21 protein-coding genes are annotated in these 16177 nt (G+C 35.5%); 16 read left to right on the top strand and 5 right to left on the bottom strand.

Going from position 1 to position 16177, the window contains the following annotated elements:
- Positions 1-209 precede the first annotated feature (209 nt).
- From EHQ49_RS17610 to EHQ49_RS17595, 4 genes are all read right to left on the bottom strand, one after another.
- The gene (locus EHQ49_RS17610; RefSeq protein WP_135581150.1) at positions 210-1244 is read right to left on the bottom strand and encodes a hypothetical protein; all 1035 of its coding nucleotides are present in this window, start codon (positions 1242-1244) and stop codon (positions 210-212) included.
- A 64-nt stretch (positions 1245-1308) separates the two neighbouring features.
- On the bottom strand, positions 1309-1869 hold the full coding sequence (locus EHQ49_RS17605) for a helix-turn-helix domain-containing protein (RefSeq protein ID WP_135581147.1): 561 nt from the start codon (positions 1867-1869) through the stop codon (positions 1309-1311).
- Positions 1870-2185: 316 nt separating this feature from the next.
- Positions 2186-2731: a DUF3102 domain-containing protein gene (locus EHQ49_RS17600; RefSeq protein WP_135581145.1), complete on the bottom strand. Its 546-nt coding sequence runs from the start codon at positions 2729-2731 to the stop codon at positions 2186-2188.
- The gene (locus tag EHQ49_RS17595; protein WP_135581143.1) at positions 2732-3454 is read right to left on the bottom strand and encodes a ParA family protein; all 723 of its coding nucleotides are present in this window, start codon (positions 3452-3454) and stop codon (positions 2732-2734) included.
- Between the two features lie 426 nt (positions 3455-3880).
- Between EHQ49_RS17595 and EHQ49_RS17590 the strand changes: the two genes are divergently transcribed.
- From EHQ49_RS17590 to EHQ49_RS17575, 4 genes are all read left to right on the top strand, one after another.
- On the top strand, positions 3881-4405 hold the full coding sequence (locus EHQ49_RS17590) for an ImmA/IrrE family metallo-endopeptidase (protein WP_135581141.1): 525 nt from the start codon (positions 3881-3883) through the stop codon (positions 4403-4405).
- A 6-nt stretch (positions 4406-4411) separates the two neighbouring features.
- On the top strand, positions 4412-5584 hold the full coding sequence (locus tag EHQ49_RS17585; protein WP_135581139.1) for a hypothetical protein: 1173 nt from the start codon (positions 4412-4414) through the stop codon (positions 5582-5584).
- A gap of 1161 nt (positions 5585-6745) precedes the next feature.
- Positions 6746-7876, top strand: coding sequence for a DUF4236 domain-containing protein (locus EHQ49_RS17580; RefSeq protein WP_135581137.1), 1131 nt, complete (start codon positions 6746-6748; stop codon positions 7874-7876).
- Between the two features lie 133 nt (positions 7877-8009).
- On the top strand, positions 8010-8510 hold the full coding sequence (locus EHQ49_RS17575; RefSeq protein WP_135581135.1) for a DUF4468 domain-containing protein: 501 nt from the start codon (positions 8010-8012) through the stop codon (positions 8508-8510).
- 28 nt (positions 8511-8538) lie between these two features.
- Here EHQ49_RS17575 and EHQ49_RS17570 read toward each other — a convergent pair whose 3' ends face one another.
- Complete coding sequence (locus EHQ49_RS17570) at positions 8539-8913, bottom strand: helix-turn-helix domain-containing protein (protein WP_135581133.1); 375 nt, start codon at positions 8911-8913, stop codon at positions 8539-8541.
- Between the two features lie 506 nt (positions 8914-9419).
- Here EHQ49_RS17570 and EHQ49_RS17565 point away from each other — a divergent pair.
- From EHQ49_RS17565 to EHQ49_RS17510, 12 genes are all read left to right on the top strand, one after another.
- Positions 9420-9734 carry a hypothetical protein gene (locus EHQ49_RS17565; RefSeq protein WP_135581131.1) on the top strand — a complete coding sequence of 105 codons (315 nt, stop codon included), beginning with the start codon at positions 9420-9422 and terminating at the stop codon, positions 9732-9734.
- A gap of 248 nt (positions 9735-9982) precedes the next feature.
- On the top strand, positions 9983-10438 hold the full coding sequence (locus tag EHQ49_RS17560) for a hypothetical protein (RefSeq protein ID WP_135581129.1): 456 nt from the start codon (positions 9983-9985) through the stop codon (positions 10436-10438).
- The gene (gene bet, locus EHQ49_RS17555; RefSeq protein WP_135581127.1) at positions 10435-11385 is read left to right on the top strand and encodes a phage recombination protein Bet; all 951 of its coding nucleotides are present in this window, start codon (positions 10435-10437) and stop codon (positions 11383-11385) included. The genes EHQ49_RS17560 and bet overlap by 4 nt, the downstream gene beginning before the upstream one ends.
- Before the next feature lie 15 nt (positions 11386-11400).
- On the top strand, positions 11401-12591 hold the full coding sequence (locus tag EHQ49_RS17550; RefSeq protein ID WP_135581125.1) for a hypothetical protein: 1191 nt from the start codon (positions 11401-11403) through the stop codon (positions 12589-12591).
- Positions 12592-12771: a hypothetical protein gene (locus EHQ49_RS17545; protein WP_135581123.1), complete on the top strand. Its 180-nt coding sequence runs from the start codon at positions 12592-12594 to the stop codon at positions 12769-12771.
- Positions 12768-13190: a hypothetical protein gene (locus EHQ49_RS17540; protein ID WP_135581121.1), complete on the top strand. Its 423-nt coding sequence runs from the start codon at positions 12768-12770 to the stop codon at positions 13188-13190. The genes EHQ49_RS17545 and EHQ49_RS17540 overlap by 4 nt, the downstream gene beginning before the upstream one ends.
- A complete protein-coding gene (locus EHQ49_RS17535; protein ID WP_135581119.1) occupies positions 13177-13428 on the top strand; it encodes a hypothetical protein in 252 nt (83 codons plus the stop codon). Before EHQ49_RS17540 ends, EHQ49_RS17535 begins: the two co-directional genes overlap by 14 nt.
- Positions 13429-13433: 5 nt before the next feature.
- On the top strand, positions 13434-14159 hold the full coding sequence (locus EHQ49_RS17530; RefSeq protein WP_135581117.1) for a hypothetical protein: 726 nt from the start codon (positions 13434-13436) through the stop codon (positions 14157-14159).
- The gene (locus EHQ49_RS17525; protein WP_135581115.1) at positions 14146-14550 is read left to right on the top strand and encodes a hypothetical protein; all 405 of its coding nucleotides are present in this window, start codon (positions 14146-14148) and stop codon (positions 14548-14550) included. Before EHQ49_RS17530 ends, EHQ49_RS17525 begins: the two co-directional genes overlap by 14 nt.
- On the top strand, positions 14547-15128 hold the full coding sequence (locus EHQ49_RS17520) for a J domain-containing protein (RefSeq protein ID WP_135581113.1): 582 nt from the start codon (positions 14547-14549) through the stop codon (positions 15126-15128). The genes EHQ49_RS17525 and EHQ49_RS17520 overlap by 4 nt, the downstream gene beginning before the upstream one ends.
- The gene (locus EHQ49_RS17515; RefSeq protein ID WP_135581111.1) at positions 15118-15753 is read left to right on the top strand and encodes a class I SAM-dependent methyltransferase; all 636 of its coding nucleotides are present in this window, start codon (positions 15118-15120) and stop codon (positions 15751-15753) included. Before EHQ49_RS17520 ends, EHQ49_RS17515 begins: the two co-directional genes overlap by 11 nt.
- A partial coding sequence (locus EHQ49_RS17510) for a hypothetical protein (protein WP_135581109.1) occupies positions 15750-16177 on the top strand: 428 nt, incomplete at its 3' end. The genes EHQ49_RS17515 and EHQ49_RS17510, both read left to right, overlap by 4 nt.

Genomic DNA, 16177 nt, shown 5'->3' with positions numbered 1-16177 from the left:
TCTTTTTGCACACTTGGCAGATAGGGATTAATTCTGAATTTCCGTAATATATTTCAGCATCAAAAGTATTTACAAACTGATTTTTATCCGATTGTGGGAACAATTCGAGCATAGCTTTTTAATTTAGTTCTATTTGAATTTCAAATCAAATGAATGTTTTAAGATTATGACCCATTCACTATATTAGAAATACAAAACATGATTTTTTGTTATAAATAAAGTTCACTAGGAACCAGAAATTGATCACATCCAGAAACGTATTCCGTATGGCCTGAAACCAATGTATGCAACATCCCCAAGTCTCTAAAGTAAGTTTTAATTTTGTATGAATGATCCACGTAGTCTTGTAAATAAACTTTTTCTAAATTTGTAAAACTGCGAAGAATTTCCATATCAATGATCCTATTGTATATTGGAAATGAATAACCTATTATAACTAGGCATGAAATTTGATTTGCGATTAATTTTAGGCTTTCTATTTCTTTATTTTGTTTATTAAACGAATCCCATGCAAATTTTATATTTTGAGTAATATTTTCCTTTTTTTTAAAATTATTTTCAAAAGCTAAAATTTCAGAATTTATTTTGGTATTTTTATCTATTGAGTGATCATAAAACAAGTTAAGTTCACTATCGAAATCTCCATGAAGATCATTATTTATTGATCCTGCATATCCATTTATTCTGAATATTTTTTGTTTAGGTATTTTCCCTACGTAATCAGTGTATCTCAAACCATGAAAATATATATTGCTATCTAGAAGGTCATGAGGTGCTACTGAAAGCAAGCGGATCAATGCTTCATTAATTTGAAGATCATAGTTCCAGGTTGCTAAATATATATCATCATTTAGGTGGCCAACGTTAGGTTTTTCATAATCAAGTAATGCTGAAAAAAATTGAAAATACCGAGGATCGACTCCATTCATCAATTGTGAAATTTTAACGATGAATGAAATCATCATTTTTACCTGCTGGTATTCCTTTCCTTCCCCTTTACTTAAGAATATTGATTTAGCATATGTATCAGGTGTTCCAAATTCAATACAACCTTCTGAAAATTGGAGTAATGCTTGATAGGTTTCTTTTGATAATTTTGGTTCCTTATTCCTAACTTTCCTTGTTGAATGATTCAAAATTTTCGAGATTGATTTTGGGAACTCGGCAACAGTTGGTATACATTGCTCAGATGTTCTCGATTTCCCTGCACTCGCTCCAGCACCCAAAATATATAAAGTTTTCAAAGACTACCCCTTAATTAATTTCGTGAATTTATTTTATTACTCATAAGGCTCTAATTTTATAAGATTACGGTTTTAACGATAGCCAATTTTGGTAAATTAACGAAGCGTTAGAAGTTAAACCAATTTGGCTTTGTGATTGTGCAATGATCTCCCAGGTGGTTTTTGAAACTTTTCCTTTACTCCATTGCAAAAATTCATCCCAGCTCTTCTGTAAATTATTCTCTAATTGTACTTTCTTAAGAGGATTGTTGGAAATTGCAATGGCAGCCTCGGCACTCTCCCCTACCCTGCTTTTAACTTTGGGAAAATACTGCTTTGGTTCTGAAAGCGATGGTTTGGACAAAATAGGCTCTTCTTTTGTCTTCGATTTTGTTTCAAAGACTGGAGTGAGTTTTCTTTTCCTTCCATCGAATCCTGTTTGTTTGATGTAGCCTAATTTTTTCAGCTTCGAAATCATTCTGGATGCAGAGTCTGGTCTTACACCAAGTAGTTTAGAAAAATGTTCGTTAGATGCGAAACACTCCCCTACCCTGTAGAGGGAAACAATTTCTGCGAGTAAAACTTTTTCTGTGAGATTTAAAGGTAAAACTTCTATCTCAACAGGTATCCATAATCCTGTCCTCATATGATCCTCTTAGGTGGGTATGCCTACGGCCACGTAATATTCGTTTTGTTTTTTGGATCATCTTAATTGATCCAGTGTTGCATATCGTGCTGAGACACGAGTCCAGGGCATCTGAACGGGTACACGTTTACAGAAGGAGACATAACGAGTCAAGGACAAAATGAGACATAAAAATCTTATTGGAGTTTTAGAGAAAGGAGTGTGACGTCGGGCTTCTCAGTTCCCGACATCGGATTCAAGTGCAACACTGAACATGTACTTAGTATCACGGATTCGAAATCGGTACAAGAAAAATTTATCAATAAGGATGAATTTTTTATAGCTTAAGCGATTGTAATTCGTTTTCAATTTCATTGATTTTCTGTTTTGCTTTGGTGAGTATCTTCTCTTTCTCGATTACCAAAAACTCTTTTAGGATTATTTTTTCCTTTTGATTGAGTTTTTCACCGTGATGAAATCTTTTGTATAGAATCTTCGGGTCTTGGTTTTCTTTTGGATTAATCTCTTTTTCTTCCTGGGTCCCATCGGAAAGGAATTTTATGGCCGATTTCAAATCGGCAATCGGTTGCCGATTTAGAAGTTCCTTGTTTTTGAAAATGGAAATATAATTTCTAGCTGATCTTTCCGAGAAAGGTAAATTTTGTTCAATCCATGGGATCCAATTCCCATGGCCTAAATCTTCTTTGATCTTTAAAAGTTCTTCTCCGAGAGCCATCGCATTTTGAAGAACATTTTTCATTCCTCCTAAAACCGATTCATGAAGATCGATGATTCTTCTTACAGTTTGTTCGGTCTTGGATGTTGGTAAGTTTTCTTTTGGGGATCCAGGTCGTTTGCCTGTTAGAGAATCAAATCTACCCATTTACTTTATCTCCTTCGCGAGTTGTTCGAAGTAGATAGAATTCTTTTCTGAAAGTTGTTTGCCTTGGTCAACCGCACTTGCTATAGATTCACTTTTTGGAATAAAGGTTTTTGCGAACGGGATATCTAACTCATCAAGCTTGTCAGATTTTTTTTCTGATACCATCGTACGAACTGGAAGTATTTTGATCTTACCATTTTCTAAAGATTCATTGGAGTTAATTACGACTTCTTCAATCTCTTGATAACCTTGAATGTTCCATCTTGAAAATCCAATTGGGCTTATAACTAGGTCAGCTGCATGAATTCCCAAATTCAATTCTAAACACAAAGCTGGTGGCGTATCTATTATGATGTAATCGAATTTTAGGTTTCTTAAGTGTTTCCTAAATCGGCTTATAAGTCCAGCATCCCAAGAAAGTCCAACCGCTGTTTTTGAAAGTTTCGGTGTTGCTGGAATAATAAATATGTTTTCTGAGCTTGTTGACGTAATAATCGATTCTAAGTCTTTCACTCCTGTCAGATACTTCGAAATTGAATTTCCCTCAATTAGTTCTACAGATTCGTTTCGTAAATAATAGTCCGTCAGGTTATTGTTATGATCTAAATCAATTTGTAGTATCTTAGATTTAGGATAAAGTTTTGAGAGAGCTTGGCCTAAATAAATGGAAACAGTGGTTTTTCCGACACCACCTTTTAGGGACGAAACAGTGATAATTTTCATCTACAACGAATGGAATGACTTAGGCGTTTCAATGACAAGGAAATTCTGTATTTGAAGATGTATAATCATTTGAAATACAAGATTTTTGCGAATTTCAAAAATGTCAGAATTTTCTATTTCAAAGAATACATAGATGATTTCATTTTCATAAACCGAAATTGAATTTTAGTGAGATTTTCGAACTCTGTTATCGAAAAATTGGCTAATTTTCAAGACCATAGCAAGAACATTTTTAGAAACCGTAAAAGAACAATGGAGTGTGATATAAAATGTTGGGAAATTTAAGTCTGGTATATACGACATAATAATTGTTTACAATTTTCTTACTTAGGAGCAAAACATGCTTAACTGGAGTCTATATCTCTAGAATTAAGTTTTTTTTGGATATCCCAAATAATTGTCCGAGAATTAAGATAGAATACTAATATGTTGATAGATCCATTTGAAGGTACTTTTGAAGATATTGATCAGTACGCCAGAAAAATTCGAACTGCGTTTCTGAACATGTTCCCAAAATATAAAGAACAGTTCCATGTTAGAAGTTTCTTTGAGGAAATTGTCGATTTTTTGGGTGGTTCTATAAAAGTAGAAGAAAATCCCGAGCCGTACGAAATCGCTGGTGGAAGTCTTTTTGTTCAACCTGATCGTAGTTTTGTAGTTTATCTTTCACCATTAACATCTCCACTTAGAGATAATTTCACAATTGCACATGAGTTAGGTCATTATTTTATTCATCTTCCATCTAAATTTGAAAAGACTTTGGTGTTTGCTAGAGATGGAAGTTCTCTTGTAGAAAAGCAAGCAAACAGATTTGCTGGTGCTTTCTTAATTCCACGTGATGAATTAATCTTAAAAAAAGAAGAGTTTCAAAATAACAAATATTTAATAGCAGATTATTTTGGAACTTCAATACCTGCTCTTGAATATCGTCGACGAGAGTTAGGTATTTGAATTTAAGTGTTAAGGCTATTTCTATCAGTCGATATTCAAGGTTCTACAAACTTAAAGAATAAGTTTAATTACACTACTCTTTATGGAAATTTTGTAGAAAGAAAAGATTTAATCTCTGAGCTTTTAAGAGACGGAAAGATTAAAAATGATTCTGGCAACGATGATATAACCTTCTGCGAAAATTTAGCACTTGATTCTATTAAAAATTATATAGATAAGACTAATGATTGGGATTGGCATCAGAGCCAAAAGAGGTTATTCGAGGATTTCAATTCACATTTTTTAGCAACATTTCAAAAGTCCAGTTCGAATAAGTTTAGTGTTGCAGAGGTCGAGAAATTTCTATGGAAATCGATCGGCGATGAGCTGGTTTATGTTTTGGTTGTTAAGGATCGAGAATCTATTCACACAGCGTGTTGTTCTTTTCTTGTAACTCTAAATTATATTGATGAAAAATTAAGCAAAAATAGCTATTATAGATTAAAAGGAAGCGCATGGACAGCAGGTTTCCCAATCAGGAACCGAGAGATAGAATTTCCTTTTCCTTCAGTGTTTTATCCTGTCAAAAGTGAAGCTAACACTGATTACTTGCCTTACGATTATCCAAGGTTAGATTTTATAGGCCCCGATATTGATATTGGATTTAGATTAGGAAAATATTCTTGGCCTGGTATACTTGTAGTTTCAATGGATCTCGCTCAGTTACTTTCCGAATACAGAGGAACAGATAAATTACCAATAACATTTGTTGGATGGGAAAACTTGAAGGGGGTATGGAATAATATCCATTATCCCATATTTTGGGCGACTTTAAACGATAAGCATCTTTCTACTCATGACCTTCCAAAATATACTCCCTATAAGTCTAGTGAAATAGCCCTTTCCAAAAATCTTGAACTTTTTGTTTCAGGTGGTTCTAACAAAGTACTTGAATCGATATCAGACATTAGAATCGAGTTACCTGATTACCTTGGATTAATAAAACCATACTTGGAGGAAGATAAAGATGATCTACCAGCGGAGCATAAGAAAATATTAGAGTTAATTGAAAAGTTGAAGCGATCAGAAGATATTGAAGCGATGCCGAAGCAAGGAAAAATGACAGAAGAAGAGAGATCTAAAATATTAGATAAAAAATTCAAAGATTCTCTCGGAAATAAATTCATTAAACCAAATTAAGTTTCCAACGTGTAATAAACTTATGTCTCATATATACTATATATTTGTATAGTATTTTGTCCTACCTACCAAATATACTGTTTTTCGTGTTGGAAGATAAACAGATAGAAAAAATCCTTCAAGACCTTTTAGTATCAGTAACATTAAGAGGGGAGGATCCAGAAAAAGCAGTTAAAGAAAAAAAGGAACAGATAGAAAAATATTTTTTCGATTGTGTTTTTTTACAATCGAATAGACGAGAATACTTCTAACAATGAAAGAAATTGTTTTAGAGTTCATAATAAAAAGCGGAAAATTGAAAATCATAGATACATGGAAGATCGAATTACCTGGAAAACAAAATAGAATTTGTTATGAACTAGTGTCGACTGTTAAAGGAAAGAAATCTTTCATCTTAAATGATTATATTATTTCAGATTTATCATTATTTCGTATTTGGCTAAGTAATACGAAATTAGATATCAATGAAGAAGAATACTCTGTTTTCAAAAATAAGTACTTTCCCTAATTAAATATTTAAATTAAATAATATGAAAAAAAGCTGGTACCGATATTTCAAAGAGTGATATTGGGAAAAAAGAGGCCTGCTGCTAACAGGCCCCAGTAAAGTTGCTTCGGTTATTTTTATTTTACCGAAGAGTTTTAGAAAAGGCCAGGAGAGAAGTGGACCATTACTTCTTTTTCTCTCTCTGGCTCAGGGTTGAAGCCGCTACAGATTTAACTGCTTTCGAACTGTTTGGGTTCGAGAGCAATTTTGCAGCTATGCTAGCAACGCTAGGTGAAGTCACCTTTTTAGTCGCCATTTGCCACCTCCTTTTTATTAGTATGAATCCTGAAAAATCATCGAATCCAAGGAAGAGACATAAGGCAGTTATTTTTCACATTAGATGACCTTTCAAAATCTGTCAACAGTACCCTCTGAGTTATTAGTAAATTTATTTCGCAATAAATTAAAATAAAATCCCTCTGTTATGCGATTTATATGTAGTGAAACATTTATATATTTTTATATTAGTGAATTCGATTCTCTCATCTGTTTTAATTGCCGCTAACAAACCTTGTTCCGGAAAGAAGGTTGGAGTTTCTCGTTGTACTTCCGATGGTAAATTCGTTTGTAACGATGGCTCGATAAGTAGTTCAAAAAAGAAGTGTAGGTAAGTAATGGGAATTAGTTACAGAAAATCAATGAAGGCTGGTCCTTTCCGAATTAATTTTTCCAAAAGTGGAGTAGGGTTATCAACTGGTATCAAAGGATTAAGGGTTGGTGTTAATGCAAAAGGAAAGGCATACGTAGGTGGAGGAGTAGCTGGATTTCAGTATCGCCAAAATTTAGGCAGTTCAGTAAAAGGTGGATCAATTCCCATAGACGATACTTCTGTAGAATTTCCTGTAGAACAAGCTACAAAACAAACAACGATTTTAGAACAATTCCTTTTTATGTCTGGAATCGTTGGTATCGTCTTGCTCTCAATATTTTTGGGTTGGACTGGATTTGCAATTTCGATTGGGCTTATTTTCGCAGCACTTTATATTTTAAATGCTCGAGTGACGGCGATTTCTTTTCTAGATAAGCATATCTCTGATCCATTAGATGAATCAAAATTGAATGCTCTTAAAGAACGGATCCATAAAATAAAATCTTTTTCTAAATATCCGGATGAGATTTTTCAGCACTATTTGATTACTCATGTAAAAAATAGTTTCAATGATAGAAAATTGTCTAATGAAGAAAAACTTCTACTGTTAGAGTTTAAAAATAATTTATCTTCAGAGGCTTTTGAAAATGCCATTATGTCTGGCTTTGCTGCAATTTTATTGGAGGCAGTAGAAGATGAAGACTTTTCTGAAGATGAAAAGAATTTCTTAAATGAATTCATTGAATTGGTTCAACTTCAAAATGGAATCAAGGAAATGCTCGATGAATTGATTAACTATTTTTCTCAGATAGAAAATCTTCGGAATGCAGAAGCTATCGAGAATATCACACCTTCCGTTTCCGTTGGTGATGGAAACGAAATTTTTTATTATGAAACCAAGGCTACGATTCAGAAATCGAAGAACATCTCTGAAGAAGGAACCATATTGATTTCCGATAAAAATCTTCACATTTACACAGGTGGCCATACCAAAGTGAAAATTACTGAAATCATGGAGATGTCATGCGATAGGATCGCTTTAGGATCTCTATTTATAACGGTTAGAAATAGAAAAACTCCTCTCCAGATCAAATGCGATGATACATTGATAGCTTTAGAATTTCTAAGAAAAATGAAGTCTTGGTCTGAAAGATAAAAAGAATTCTGGCAAAGAACCACATGGTTGTCTGCCAGACTCAATTCCCATTTAAATACCTTTCTCAACACCTATATCGAAAACTAACAAGAAATAGGTTTGCTAAAATAAAATAATAATCGAAACTTGTTCCATGAGATACATCTTTTCTTCACTTCTAATTTGTCTATCATTTGCTTGTGTGACACTCGCTCCAAAATCGGAAAGAGAAATAATTACAGTTCTTGAAACAAAGGTATCCAAAGATGATGCTTATGATCGCGCATTGATTTGGTTTGCTAAAAATTTGAATAATTCCAATTGGGCAGTGCAAGTTAAAGATAAACCAAATGGACGTATAGTTTCAAATATTAAGCTATTATGTCCGAATATGAGTACTTTTCAATCTTCTATTGGTAATAAAAATTATATCGATTTTAGTGTAGATCTTACTTTGAAAGATAAAAAAGTAAGGATCATTTTTGAAAACTTAGTTTATAGTGTTTGGAATTATCAGTCAGGCGAAACTGTACATGGACCAACTTCAGTGGAAGATTCAAAGAAGATTGAAGCTAATTGTTTGGCAAGCATTCGTTCAGATTTAATAGATGCTATCAATGGATTATCAAGCAATACAAGATCAGATGATTTTTAGTAAAATAAAATTCCTTTGTAAATTTAGCTTACTTTTTCCCTAGGAATCTTTTAATTGTAGTAATCAAAACATTGTAATCTTCTTCTTTCAGTTTCTTTATATCTGGAAGAAGATCTCTTATTTCTGGAACCAAATCCAAATCCCTTCCTTGCTTGGAGATCCGAGCGACTTCAGCAAGTTCTTGTTTGCGATCTATTTTCTTCGGAAGTTTTCCATCCAAAATCCATTCTTTTCTATAACCAAACTTTGCTTCGATGATGATTGCAATGGACTCCGGAACGTCCATTTTCCCATTTAACCATTTACTAACAGTCCCTTGGTCTTTACCCAATTCTTCAGCAAACGAAGATTGAGTATATCCCTCACTTTTGAGGTCAGTTAGGATCTCCCTAATTCTTTCCATTAATACCCTGAAAAAAATATGCAATAAGCATAATTTATTTGTTTACAAAAATATGCAAATAGCATAGTCTCATTTCGTTACCTAAATCAATTAGGTTCAGGGTTAAATCACATATGATGAGCGAAACTAATCAATCGAATTTAGTAGAGATTCTTACTATGTCTCCTGTCAGGCCTTTCCCTGACGATCCGGTGGCAATCAGTCGGATTTTAGCCTACTTAGGCAAGGATCAGGCCACAATTGCGTATGAAGCTGGTGTAAGTAGGCCAGTAGTCTCGGAATTCATTACCAACAAGTGCCATTCTCCTAAAGTCGCTCTCTGGTTTGAGAAGCACGACATCTACCTGGACCGAGATTATCCAGATCCAACCAAAGCGATTAGAACATTGGAAAGGGTATCCGCATGATTTCGAAAGCAAAGCAAATCCGAGATTGGTATCTAAAGCTCTATGGATACAAACTTACGTTAGCTGAGCTTCGTATTGTTCTTAAGAGGGAAGGTATTTATGGAAACTAATGTTGTTTCAAACACATCCAGTATCCGCCATGAAATTGCGAAACTGGTCAATGAGTTTGCATTGCTATCAAAATCAAGCCATCAAGCGGTTTGGAATTCTTTGTATGATCATGCTAAGTATGTTTTGCATAAAGACTATCGATTGCTTTCCAAGAATGAAGGTAGACCAGCCATTCAGATCGTTGAAGAAGATGGCCGGTTATCTGAGCTTCTTGAGATTTCCAAAAAGCTACTCAATCCTTCCAACTTGATGTCAAAGGATGAATTTTTGAATTCATTGGAGGCGATGAAATCGGGTGGATAATTCTTTTTTTGAAATCCTTAAGGAGGAATTTGAGAACTCGAAATCTGAGAAATATCAGCACGGGAAAACTCAATCTGAACTTCATACGGAATTCAAAAAAGTGAGACATCTTATAGATTCTACAGCAGTGAATCGTTATGCGAAAAGTTCGACCAGTATGAATCCTTTGGGAGGACTTTGGTCATAAAACAACAAACCCCCGATTGACTATGCTTGGCGGCGATCAATCGAGGGCCACATCGGAGGAGATGTTAGGAACAACTTATACCCTTCATCTCTTCTTTGCAAGTATTAAAAGGAGGAGAGTAAAGATGGAAAAAACGAATGAAACGATAACCGTAAGAATTCCGAGAATCGCAGAACATAACGGATTTTCTGAGTTCCTTGCTGATTACACGATTTCGAATAAATGTCCGAAGTGTGGTGCTAAACGTGCTGTTAAGCGATGGCAAGATTACTCATACGATGGAAGTAAGAAACTCTTGTGTGATCGATGGGATAACGAATGCGGCCATTATGATAACTATGAATCGATCAGGAATGAGGTCAAAAAAGACGATTTCGATAAACTTACAAGAATGGTGGATGAAGCGAGATTCAAACTTTCATCAGAACTTGGAAGGGAACCATCTCTTCAAGAGATCACAGAACGACTGGAAGCAGAGGGATTAATCCCACCGATTAATGAAGGAGTGCATGTATGACCACTGCAATAACAATTAATTCTATTACAAAGGAACAAGTAGACCTTTTGAAATCTACAATTTGTAAAGGATCCACGGATGATGAACTGAAATTATTTATTCAGGTTTGCAATCGAACTCAATTGGATCCTTTCGCGAGGCAGGTTTTTGCAGTAAAACGTTGGGATGCCAAAGAACAAAAAGAAGTAATGTCAATTCAAACTTCCATAGATGGTTTCAGGTTGATAGCTGAGAGATCAGGAAAATACGAAGGTCAAACATTGCCTTTGTTTTGCGGTAAAGATGGAGTTTGGAAGGATGTTTGGGTTGAACCAACTCCACCACTTGCAGCAAAGGTTGGAGTATATAGAACCGGATTCAAGGAACCAATCTTTGCAATTGCAAAGTATGATTCGTATGTCCAAAAGACAAAAGAAGGAAAGCCAAATTCAATGTGGGCAAAAATGCCCGAACTTATGCTTTCAAAATGTGCTGAAGCTTTAGCTTTGAGAAAAGCATTCCCACAAGAGTTATCGGGTTTGTATACAGCTGATGAGATGGGATCTTCTGAAAAAGAATTGAATCCCTCGGTAGTAACAACTCCAGAAGAATCAAAGGAAACAAAACATCCTATACCTTCCAGCGAAGGTGGAAATGCTCCTACTGTCGGAACACCTGATTTTGATCCTTTGAAATATAAAACAGATCTTCTTGATAAGTTGGTAAAATTAAAAAACAGTACCGTCGCAAATCTTGAAGGTAAGTTAAAGAACCTCAACAAATGGAATGGAGAAGTTCACTCAGACAAAGAGTTATTTTCTGCCGTTGGTAGATTGGATCTTTTCGATGATTGCATCAAAGCAATTCATTCTGATATGGAAGCTCTCAAACCAAAAGAAACACCTAAACCTGAAGTGAAGAATGTAACTCCACCAGTTACTGCAGAAAAACAGGAGGATCTCTTTTAAAAAGAGAAGATTCTTATGCAAACAGTGATTACTCAAAACCAAATGAAATCCGTCTCCAATAAACTTGGAGACATTGATATCGAACGATTTTCGATTTCATCTTTTAACGCATTTCGAAGGAACCGATTTACTTGGTATCTTCGATATGTTGCTGATTTTAAATCTCGATGGCCGATGGAAGGTGCTTGGAGAGGGAACGCAATTGAATCAGCCGTCATGAGGTCCCTCATGGATCCTGTAAAAGAATCTCTTACCATGGAAAAATTGGTAGGTGATGCGATAAACGTATACCAACGAGAAGTCGTATCGCATTTATTGCATGTTTTCCCAAAAGGTCTTGAGAACTTTTCAGATGAAAAGATTGAGAAGATCATGATGGCTATGGACAAAACTCAATTTCCGCAAGTATTGAAAACAATCGTTGATGTTTTATATAAACTGAATATGGATGAAGATCTTCCAGAGTATGTTTTTCCAGAAAGTGAAGATTATTCAAAATACCTAAAGAAAGTTGAGAAGCAGTATTCATTGATTGAGTCGGCTGTTCCATACGCAGTAGAGTATTTTAAATCGATACCTGGAACACCAAACTATCAAACAAGATTGCTTTACCATGGCTTCAAACTTGGATTACCCGTCATCGGATTCACCGATTTTGAATACACTGAGTTTGGAATCGATCTCAAGACTTCTGGTTCGATACCAAAGAAATGGGAAGATGTTAGTTTGGATTATAAATGTCAGGCTGCATTCTATTCAGTTCATCAGAAGAAGCCTTGGAAGATTGTGTACGTTGGAAAATTAAACCAAGATCAGATTAAAGAAAATTTGATCACTAAACTTCATCATGAAGGTCTTTCTTCAAAAGAAATCATGGTGAGATATAAGGAGATCACAGGATCCGGAACTACGGAACCAACAGTTTCAAAAATCTTGGATGTAACAAGCAAACCAGATTGGGAACCACATAAGCCTCTCAAAGAGTTTTTACTCCCTGAGTCAGAAACTGCTGAACTAAACGAGATAAACCGATTCACTGGATTATCCATTTTACAGTGCCTTAAATCATCACGAAGAGATAACCTTTTGGATGATATGAAGTATTTCTGTATTGGTGATCTGGACCATATCTTTTTGGACAAAGACCAATCCAGAGAAATTGCAAAAGTTTGGGGATTTAAAGTCCCGACTACGGAGGAGGAATAGATGAACGAAGGAATGTTCCAACTTGGAGTCACGCTGATGTTACATTCTTTAGTTTTGTTTTGCTTAGCTTGGGGAAGACCACTTCTCCGAGCATTAAGCCAAAGAATTATCATGCTTAATTTAAAGCCAAGGCAGTCAGCTGAGGTAATTCGATTTATTTCGTTAGGTGGTAGAAGATGAACGATTTTTGGTCAAAAATGCCCTTGGATGCTCCTTTGCTTATCCAGAACAAGAATAGACTTTTTATTTTAGGACTTATTTACTTTCGAATTGGTTCAAAGGACTCATGGCAAGGAAGAATCAATCACATCGTGGAGCTTGCGAATGCGAATACGCCTTTGAATATGCCTAGGTGGACCTATGCAAAAGTTGACTATGCTTTACGATGGCTTAGAAAGGAAGGATGGATCCAAGCTTCACGTCCTGCTAGAAATAAGGCACTAGTCTACACAAGATCCCGTCCTGGAGATGTTCTTCCTTTTAAAGAAGTATCTGAACCTAAAGTGCAGATAATCAAAGTAGAGCCAAAGGAAGAAATTACTCATTCAGTTTCGTTCGATGATTGGATGAAGGAGTTCGAAACCAATGAGCGCACCTAATTCACTGAACCCATCTGTTTCTTTCAGAGAGAATCCAGAAAAATTTATTTTAGAACATTGCGAGAACAAACAAGGCAATTTAGAAACTAACGTTCTAGAGTTCCTTAGAAGGTTAACGACTGTATATAAAGTCAAGATGCCTCCTTTGAAACTAGCTAATTTCCCTTCGTCTTTGCATACACCTTCGATGAAGAGAGCAATGGAATACTTTGAGAAAAATAAAAATAAGGCAGCATAATTTTCATGTCCCAGGCAACACTTACACAAAAAACGGAAGATCAAATAGATCGTGAAGTTGCAGAAAAAACATACACTGTAATTTCAGCCGATATCAAATCATCTCTCAAATTAAAAGCACAGGTTCTTCAAAACTATGAAATTACTGTGGATACAGGAGAGAAAACCAATACTAACATTTGGAAAATCGTTGAATCTATGAAAAAGTTGATCAACGAAATCCAAGGGTGGGATTTGCCAACATCGAAAGATCTCGAAAGGGATCTAAATTCCCATCTTGCAAATCTTGCTCTTCAATTTGAAGCAACAGAATTGTCCCTTAGAGAAAATCGAATTAAAGATAGATATAGTCGATTACCCTCCATCGAGAAAATTCAAATCAATTTTATCAAACAGAAGGATTTCAAATTAGCAGGAAGAGCTCGGCCAATATTCGAATTACAATTCCAATCAAATGATCCAGAAACTCTTTTACCAATCTCTCATAACATGATCATAACTCGTGCATGCTTAGATGAAATATTGCAATCAGTTGAGCCGAAGGAATTTAAAAAGTTCCGTTCGCTTTGCGAAAAGTTTTTCTCTGAAGCGGATCTACATCTAAGTAATTTCAATAAGGAAGTTGAGAAGAAGCAAAAAGAAATCAAGGAATCTACTAGGAAAGAAAATTCCCAACTCAGCCTTTCAATTGTTTCCAAAGAAGATGGAGATTTTGAAGATGAAGACGAATAAATCAATTCTCAGAGATCCTTCAGAAGCACAAGAGCAAAGTGCTCTAGTTCACCTGCTTGAAGTTACGTACCCAAATCTGAAATACAGAGTTGGTATGGAGTCTGGAAAAAGGAACCCTTTGATTGCAAAAAAGCAAGGAGTTTCTTCTGGTTGGTCGGACTTCCATTTTCCTTATGCAAGAAATGGAAAAATCGGCCTTTGGATCGAGTTGAAAAAGAAAGGTGAGAAACTTTTCAAAGCTGATGGCATCACTCCAAAAGACAAAAGAATCAAAAATCAAATTGAGACTGGATCATTTTTGGTAAAACAGAATCATGAATTTCACTTCGCTTTTGGAGCAGAGGAAGCTTTCAAGATTATTAGGAATTATTTTAAGGAGGAGCGTCCATGATTGAAGCATATCCACTTGCTTGGCCAGAAGGTTTTAAAAGGACTAAGTATCCTCGGGGTTCTCGGTTTGAGAAAAGAGATCTTTCAATTTCTAAAACAACTAAAGAGGTGATATACCAACTAAAACTTCTTGGTGGAACTAATGCAATCATATCGACAAACCTGCGTTTGAAGATAGATGGCCTCCCTTATTCTCAACAGAAACAACCAGAAGATCGAGGTGTTGCTGTTTGGTTTACGCTGAATGGAAACCAAAGGGTTCTCGCATGTGATGAATGGAGAACTATTGAAGAGAATCTTTGGGCAGTCGCAAAGACTATTGATGCAATGCGAGGAATCGATCGTTGGGGTGTTTCGGATATGTTGGATAGAATATTCACTGGTTTCCTTGCCCTTCCTTCAAAACCTCATTGGAAATACATTTTAGACTTACCTGAGAAGTGTTCCTTCGAAGACGTAAAACGTAGTTTTCTATTGAAAGCGAAGGAGTTTCACCCAGATAGAGGTGGAGATCCCGAGAAGATGGCAGAATTGAATGAAGCATTTGAGAGTGCAAAAAGAGAATTTCATGCAAACTGACGTTCTGCTAAATATTACTCCTAAAACCATCGTTGAGAATTATAATTCTTTTGCACGTGTGGAAGGTCTCCCTGAATCTCTTCATCTTTATTCTAATGGAAAGAGGTTTTATGGTGAATGGGATTACGGTCAAAATTTCAAAAACATTTCTGGTTATAAAGGAGCTTATTCACTTCAAGATTTGGTTAGATTGAAAGCTACAATTCCAGACATGGGTAATTTACTTCATCTGTTTTCAGGATCCATTCCCTCTGGTCCATATTCCCGTCTGGACAGCAATTTCGCTGTAATAGGTTCTCAAATTCCTGGTCGAGATGTAGTAGGGGATGCCACCGAAGCGCACAAATATTTCGATCCAGATTCATTTGATGTCGTGATGGCTGATCCTCCTTGGAGCAAATATCACAGCGAAGAAATATATAACTGTAGTTTGGTGGATAAGACAAAAGTTCTAAAATCAGTTCACCAAATTTTGAAACCCGGCGGAATTCTCATTTGGAAAGACTTTGCAAAGCCTATTTGGTCAGGGAGTGAATATGACTACCTAGGTAGAATTTGTATAGATCCATCGTCTGGCCATGATGATCGAAGTTTCAAGTTCTACAAAAAGAAGGAGAGTGTATGAATCCAGATTTTAGATCAACTCAAAGGGAATATGATGCCTTTTTCTATCGAGAAAAAAGAAAAGGCAAAACTCCTATTTCGAAAGAACTATACGATCTTGAGAGGATAAATAGAGGAAAATTTAGAAGCGATGGTGTATATGTTGGTATCGAATGGAACCAAAGACTCGGCCTTCCAAAGTACTTGAAATGTTTCTTCGATCCAAAAACTGGTAAACTCGATTTGGAAGGTATTAAAAATCTCACAGATTCATTACAGAAGACTGTAGATACAAATCCAATGACAAGGATCAAAAGATTCCATATTCGCAAAAGGATCCGTGATATACAAACATACTTGGAAAAAGAAGTTGAACAGTCTGGAAAACTCAAAACAAATAATAAGTTTCTTCAGGAAAAGAATTACGGATTGGAATGGAAAGTATG

Source organism: Leptospira perdikensis, from assembly GCF_004769575.1.
GTDB lineage: Bacteria > Spirochaetota > Leptospiria > Leptospirales > Leptospiraceae > Leptospira_A > Leptospira_A perdikensis.
Note: the sequence above shows the minus strand (reverse complement) of the source record. Positions and strands in the feature narration are given on the sequence as shown.

Coding starts and splice junctions, on each gene's coding strand:
- EHQ49_RS17605 (WP_135581147.1), bottom strand. CDS start 1,869: ATGAGGACAGGATTATGGATACCTGTTGAGATAGAAGTTTTACCTTTA.
- EHQ49_RS17600 (WP_135581145.1), bottom strand. CDS start 2,731: ATGGGTAGATTTGATTCTCTAACAGGCAAACGACCTGGATCCCCAAAA.
- EHQ49_RS17595 (WP_135581143.1), bottom strand. CDS start 3,454: ATGAAAATTATCACTGTTTCGTCCCTAAAAGGTGGTGTCGGAAAAACC.
- EHQ49_RS17590 (WP_135581141.1), top strand. CDS start 3,881: ATGTTGATAGATCCATTTGAAGGTACTTTTGAAGATATTGATCAGTAC.
- EHQ49_RS17580 (WP_135581137.1), top strand. CDS start 6,746: ATGGGAATTAGTTACAGAAAATCAATGAAGGCTGGTCCTTTCCGAATT.
- EHQ49_RS17575 (WP_135581135.1), top strand. CDS start 8,010: ATGAGATACATCTTTTCTTCACTTCTAATTTGTCTATCATTTGCTTGT.
- EHQ49_RS17570 (WP_135581133.1), bottom strand. CDS start 8,913: ATGGAAAGAATTAGGGAGATCCTAACTGACCTCAAAAGTGAGGGATAT.
- EHQ49_RS17565 (WP_135581131.1), top strand. CDS start 9,420: ATGGAAACTAATGTTGTTTCAAACACATCCAGTATCCGCCATGAAATT.
- EHQ49_RS17560 (WP_135581129.1), top strand. CDS start 9,983: ATGTTAGGAACAACTTATACCCTTCATCTCTTCTTTGCAAGTATTAAA.
- bet (WP_135581127.1), top strand. CDS start 10,435: ATGACCACTGCAATAACAATTAATTCTATTACAAAGGAACAAGTAGAC.
- EHQ49_RS17550 (WP_135581125.1), top strand. CDS start 11,401: ATGCAAACAGTGATTACTCAAAACCAAATGAAATCCGTCTCCAATAAA.
- EHQ49_RS17545 (WP_135581123.1), top strand. CDS start 12,592: ATGAACGAAGGAATGTTCCAACTTGGAGTCACGCTGATGTTACATTCT.
- EHQ49_RS17540 (WP_135581121.1), top strand. CDS start 12,768: ATGAACGATTTTTGGTCAAAAATGCCCTTGGATGCTCCTTTGCTTATC.
- EHQ49_RS17535 (WP_135581119.1), top strand. CDS start 13,177: ATGAGCGCACCTAATTCACTGAACCCATCTGTTTCTTTCAGAGAGAAT.
- EHQ49_RS17530 (WP_135581117.1), top strand. CDS start 13,434: ATGTCCCAGGCAACACTTACACAAAAAACGGAAGATCAAATAGATCGT.
- EHQ49_RS17525 (WP_135581115.1), top strand. CDS start 14,146: ATGAAGACGAATAAATCAATTCTCAGAGATCCTTCAGAAGCACAAGAG.
- EHQ49_RS17520 (WP_135581113.1), top strand. CDS start 14,547: ATGATTGAAGCATATCCACTTGCTTGGCCAGAAGGTTTTAAAAGGACT.
- EHQ49_RS17515 (WP_135581111.1), top strand. CDS start 15,118: ATGCAAACTGACGTTCTGCTAAATATTACTCCTAAAACCATCGTTGAG.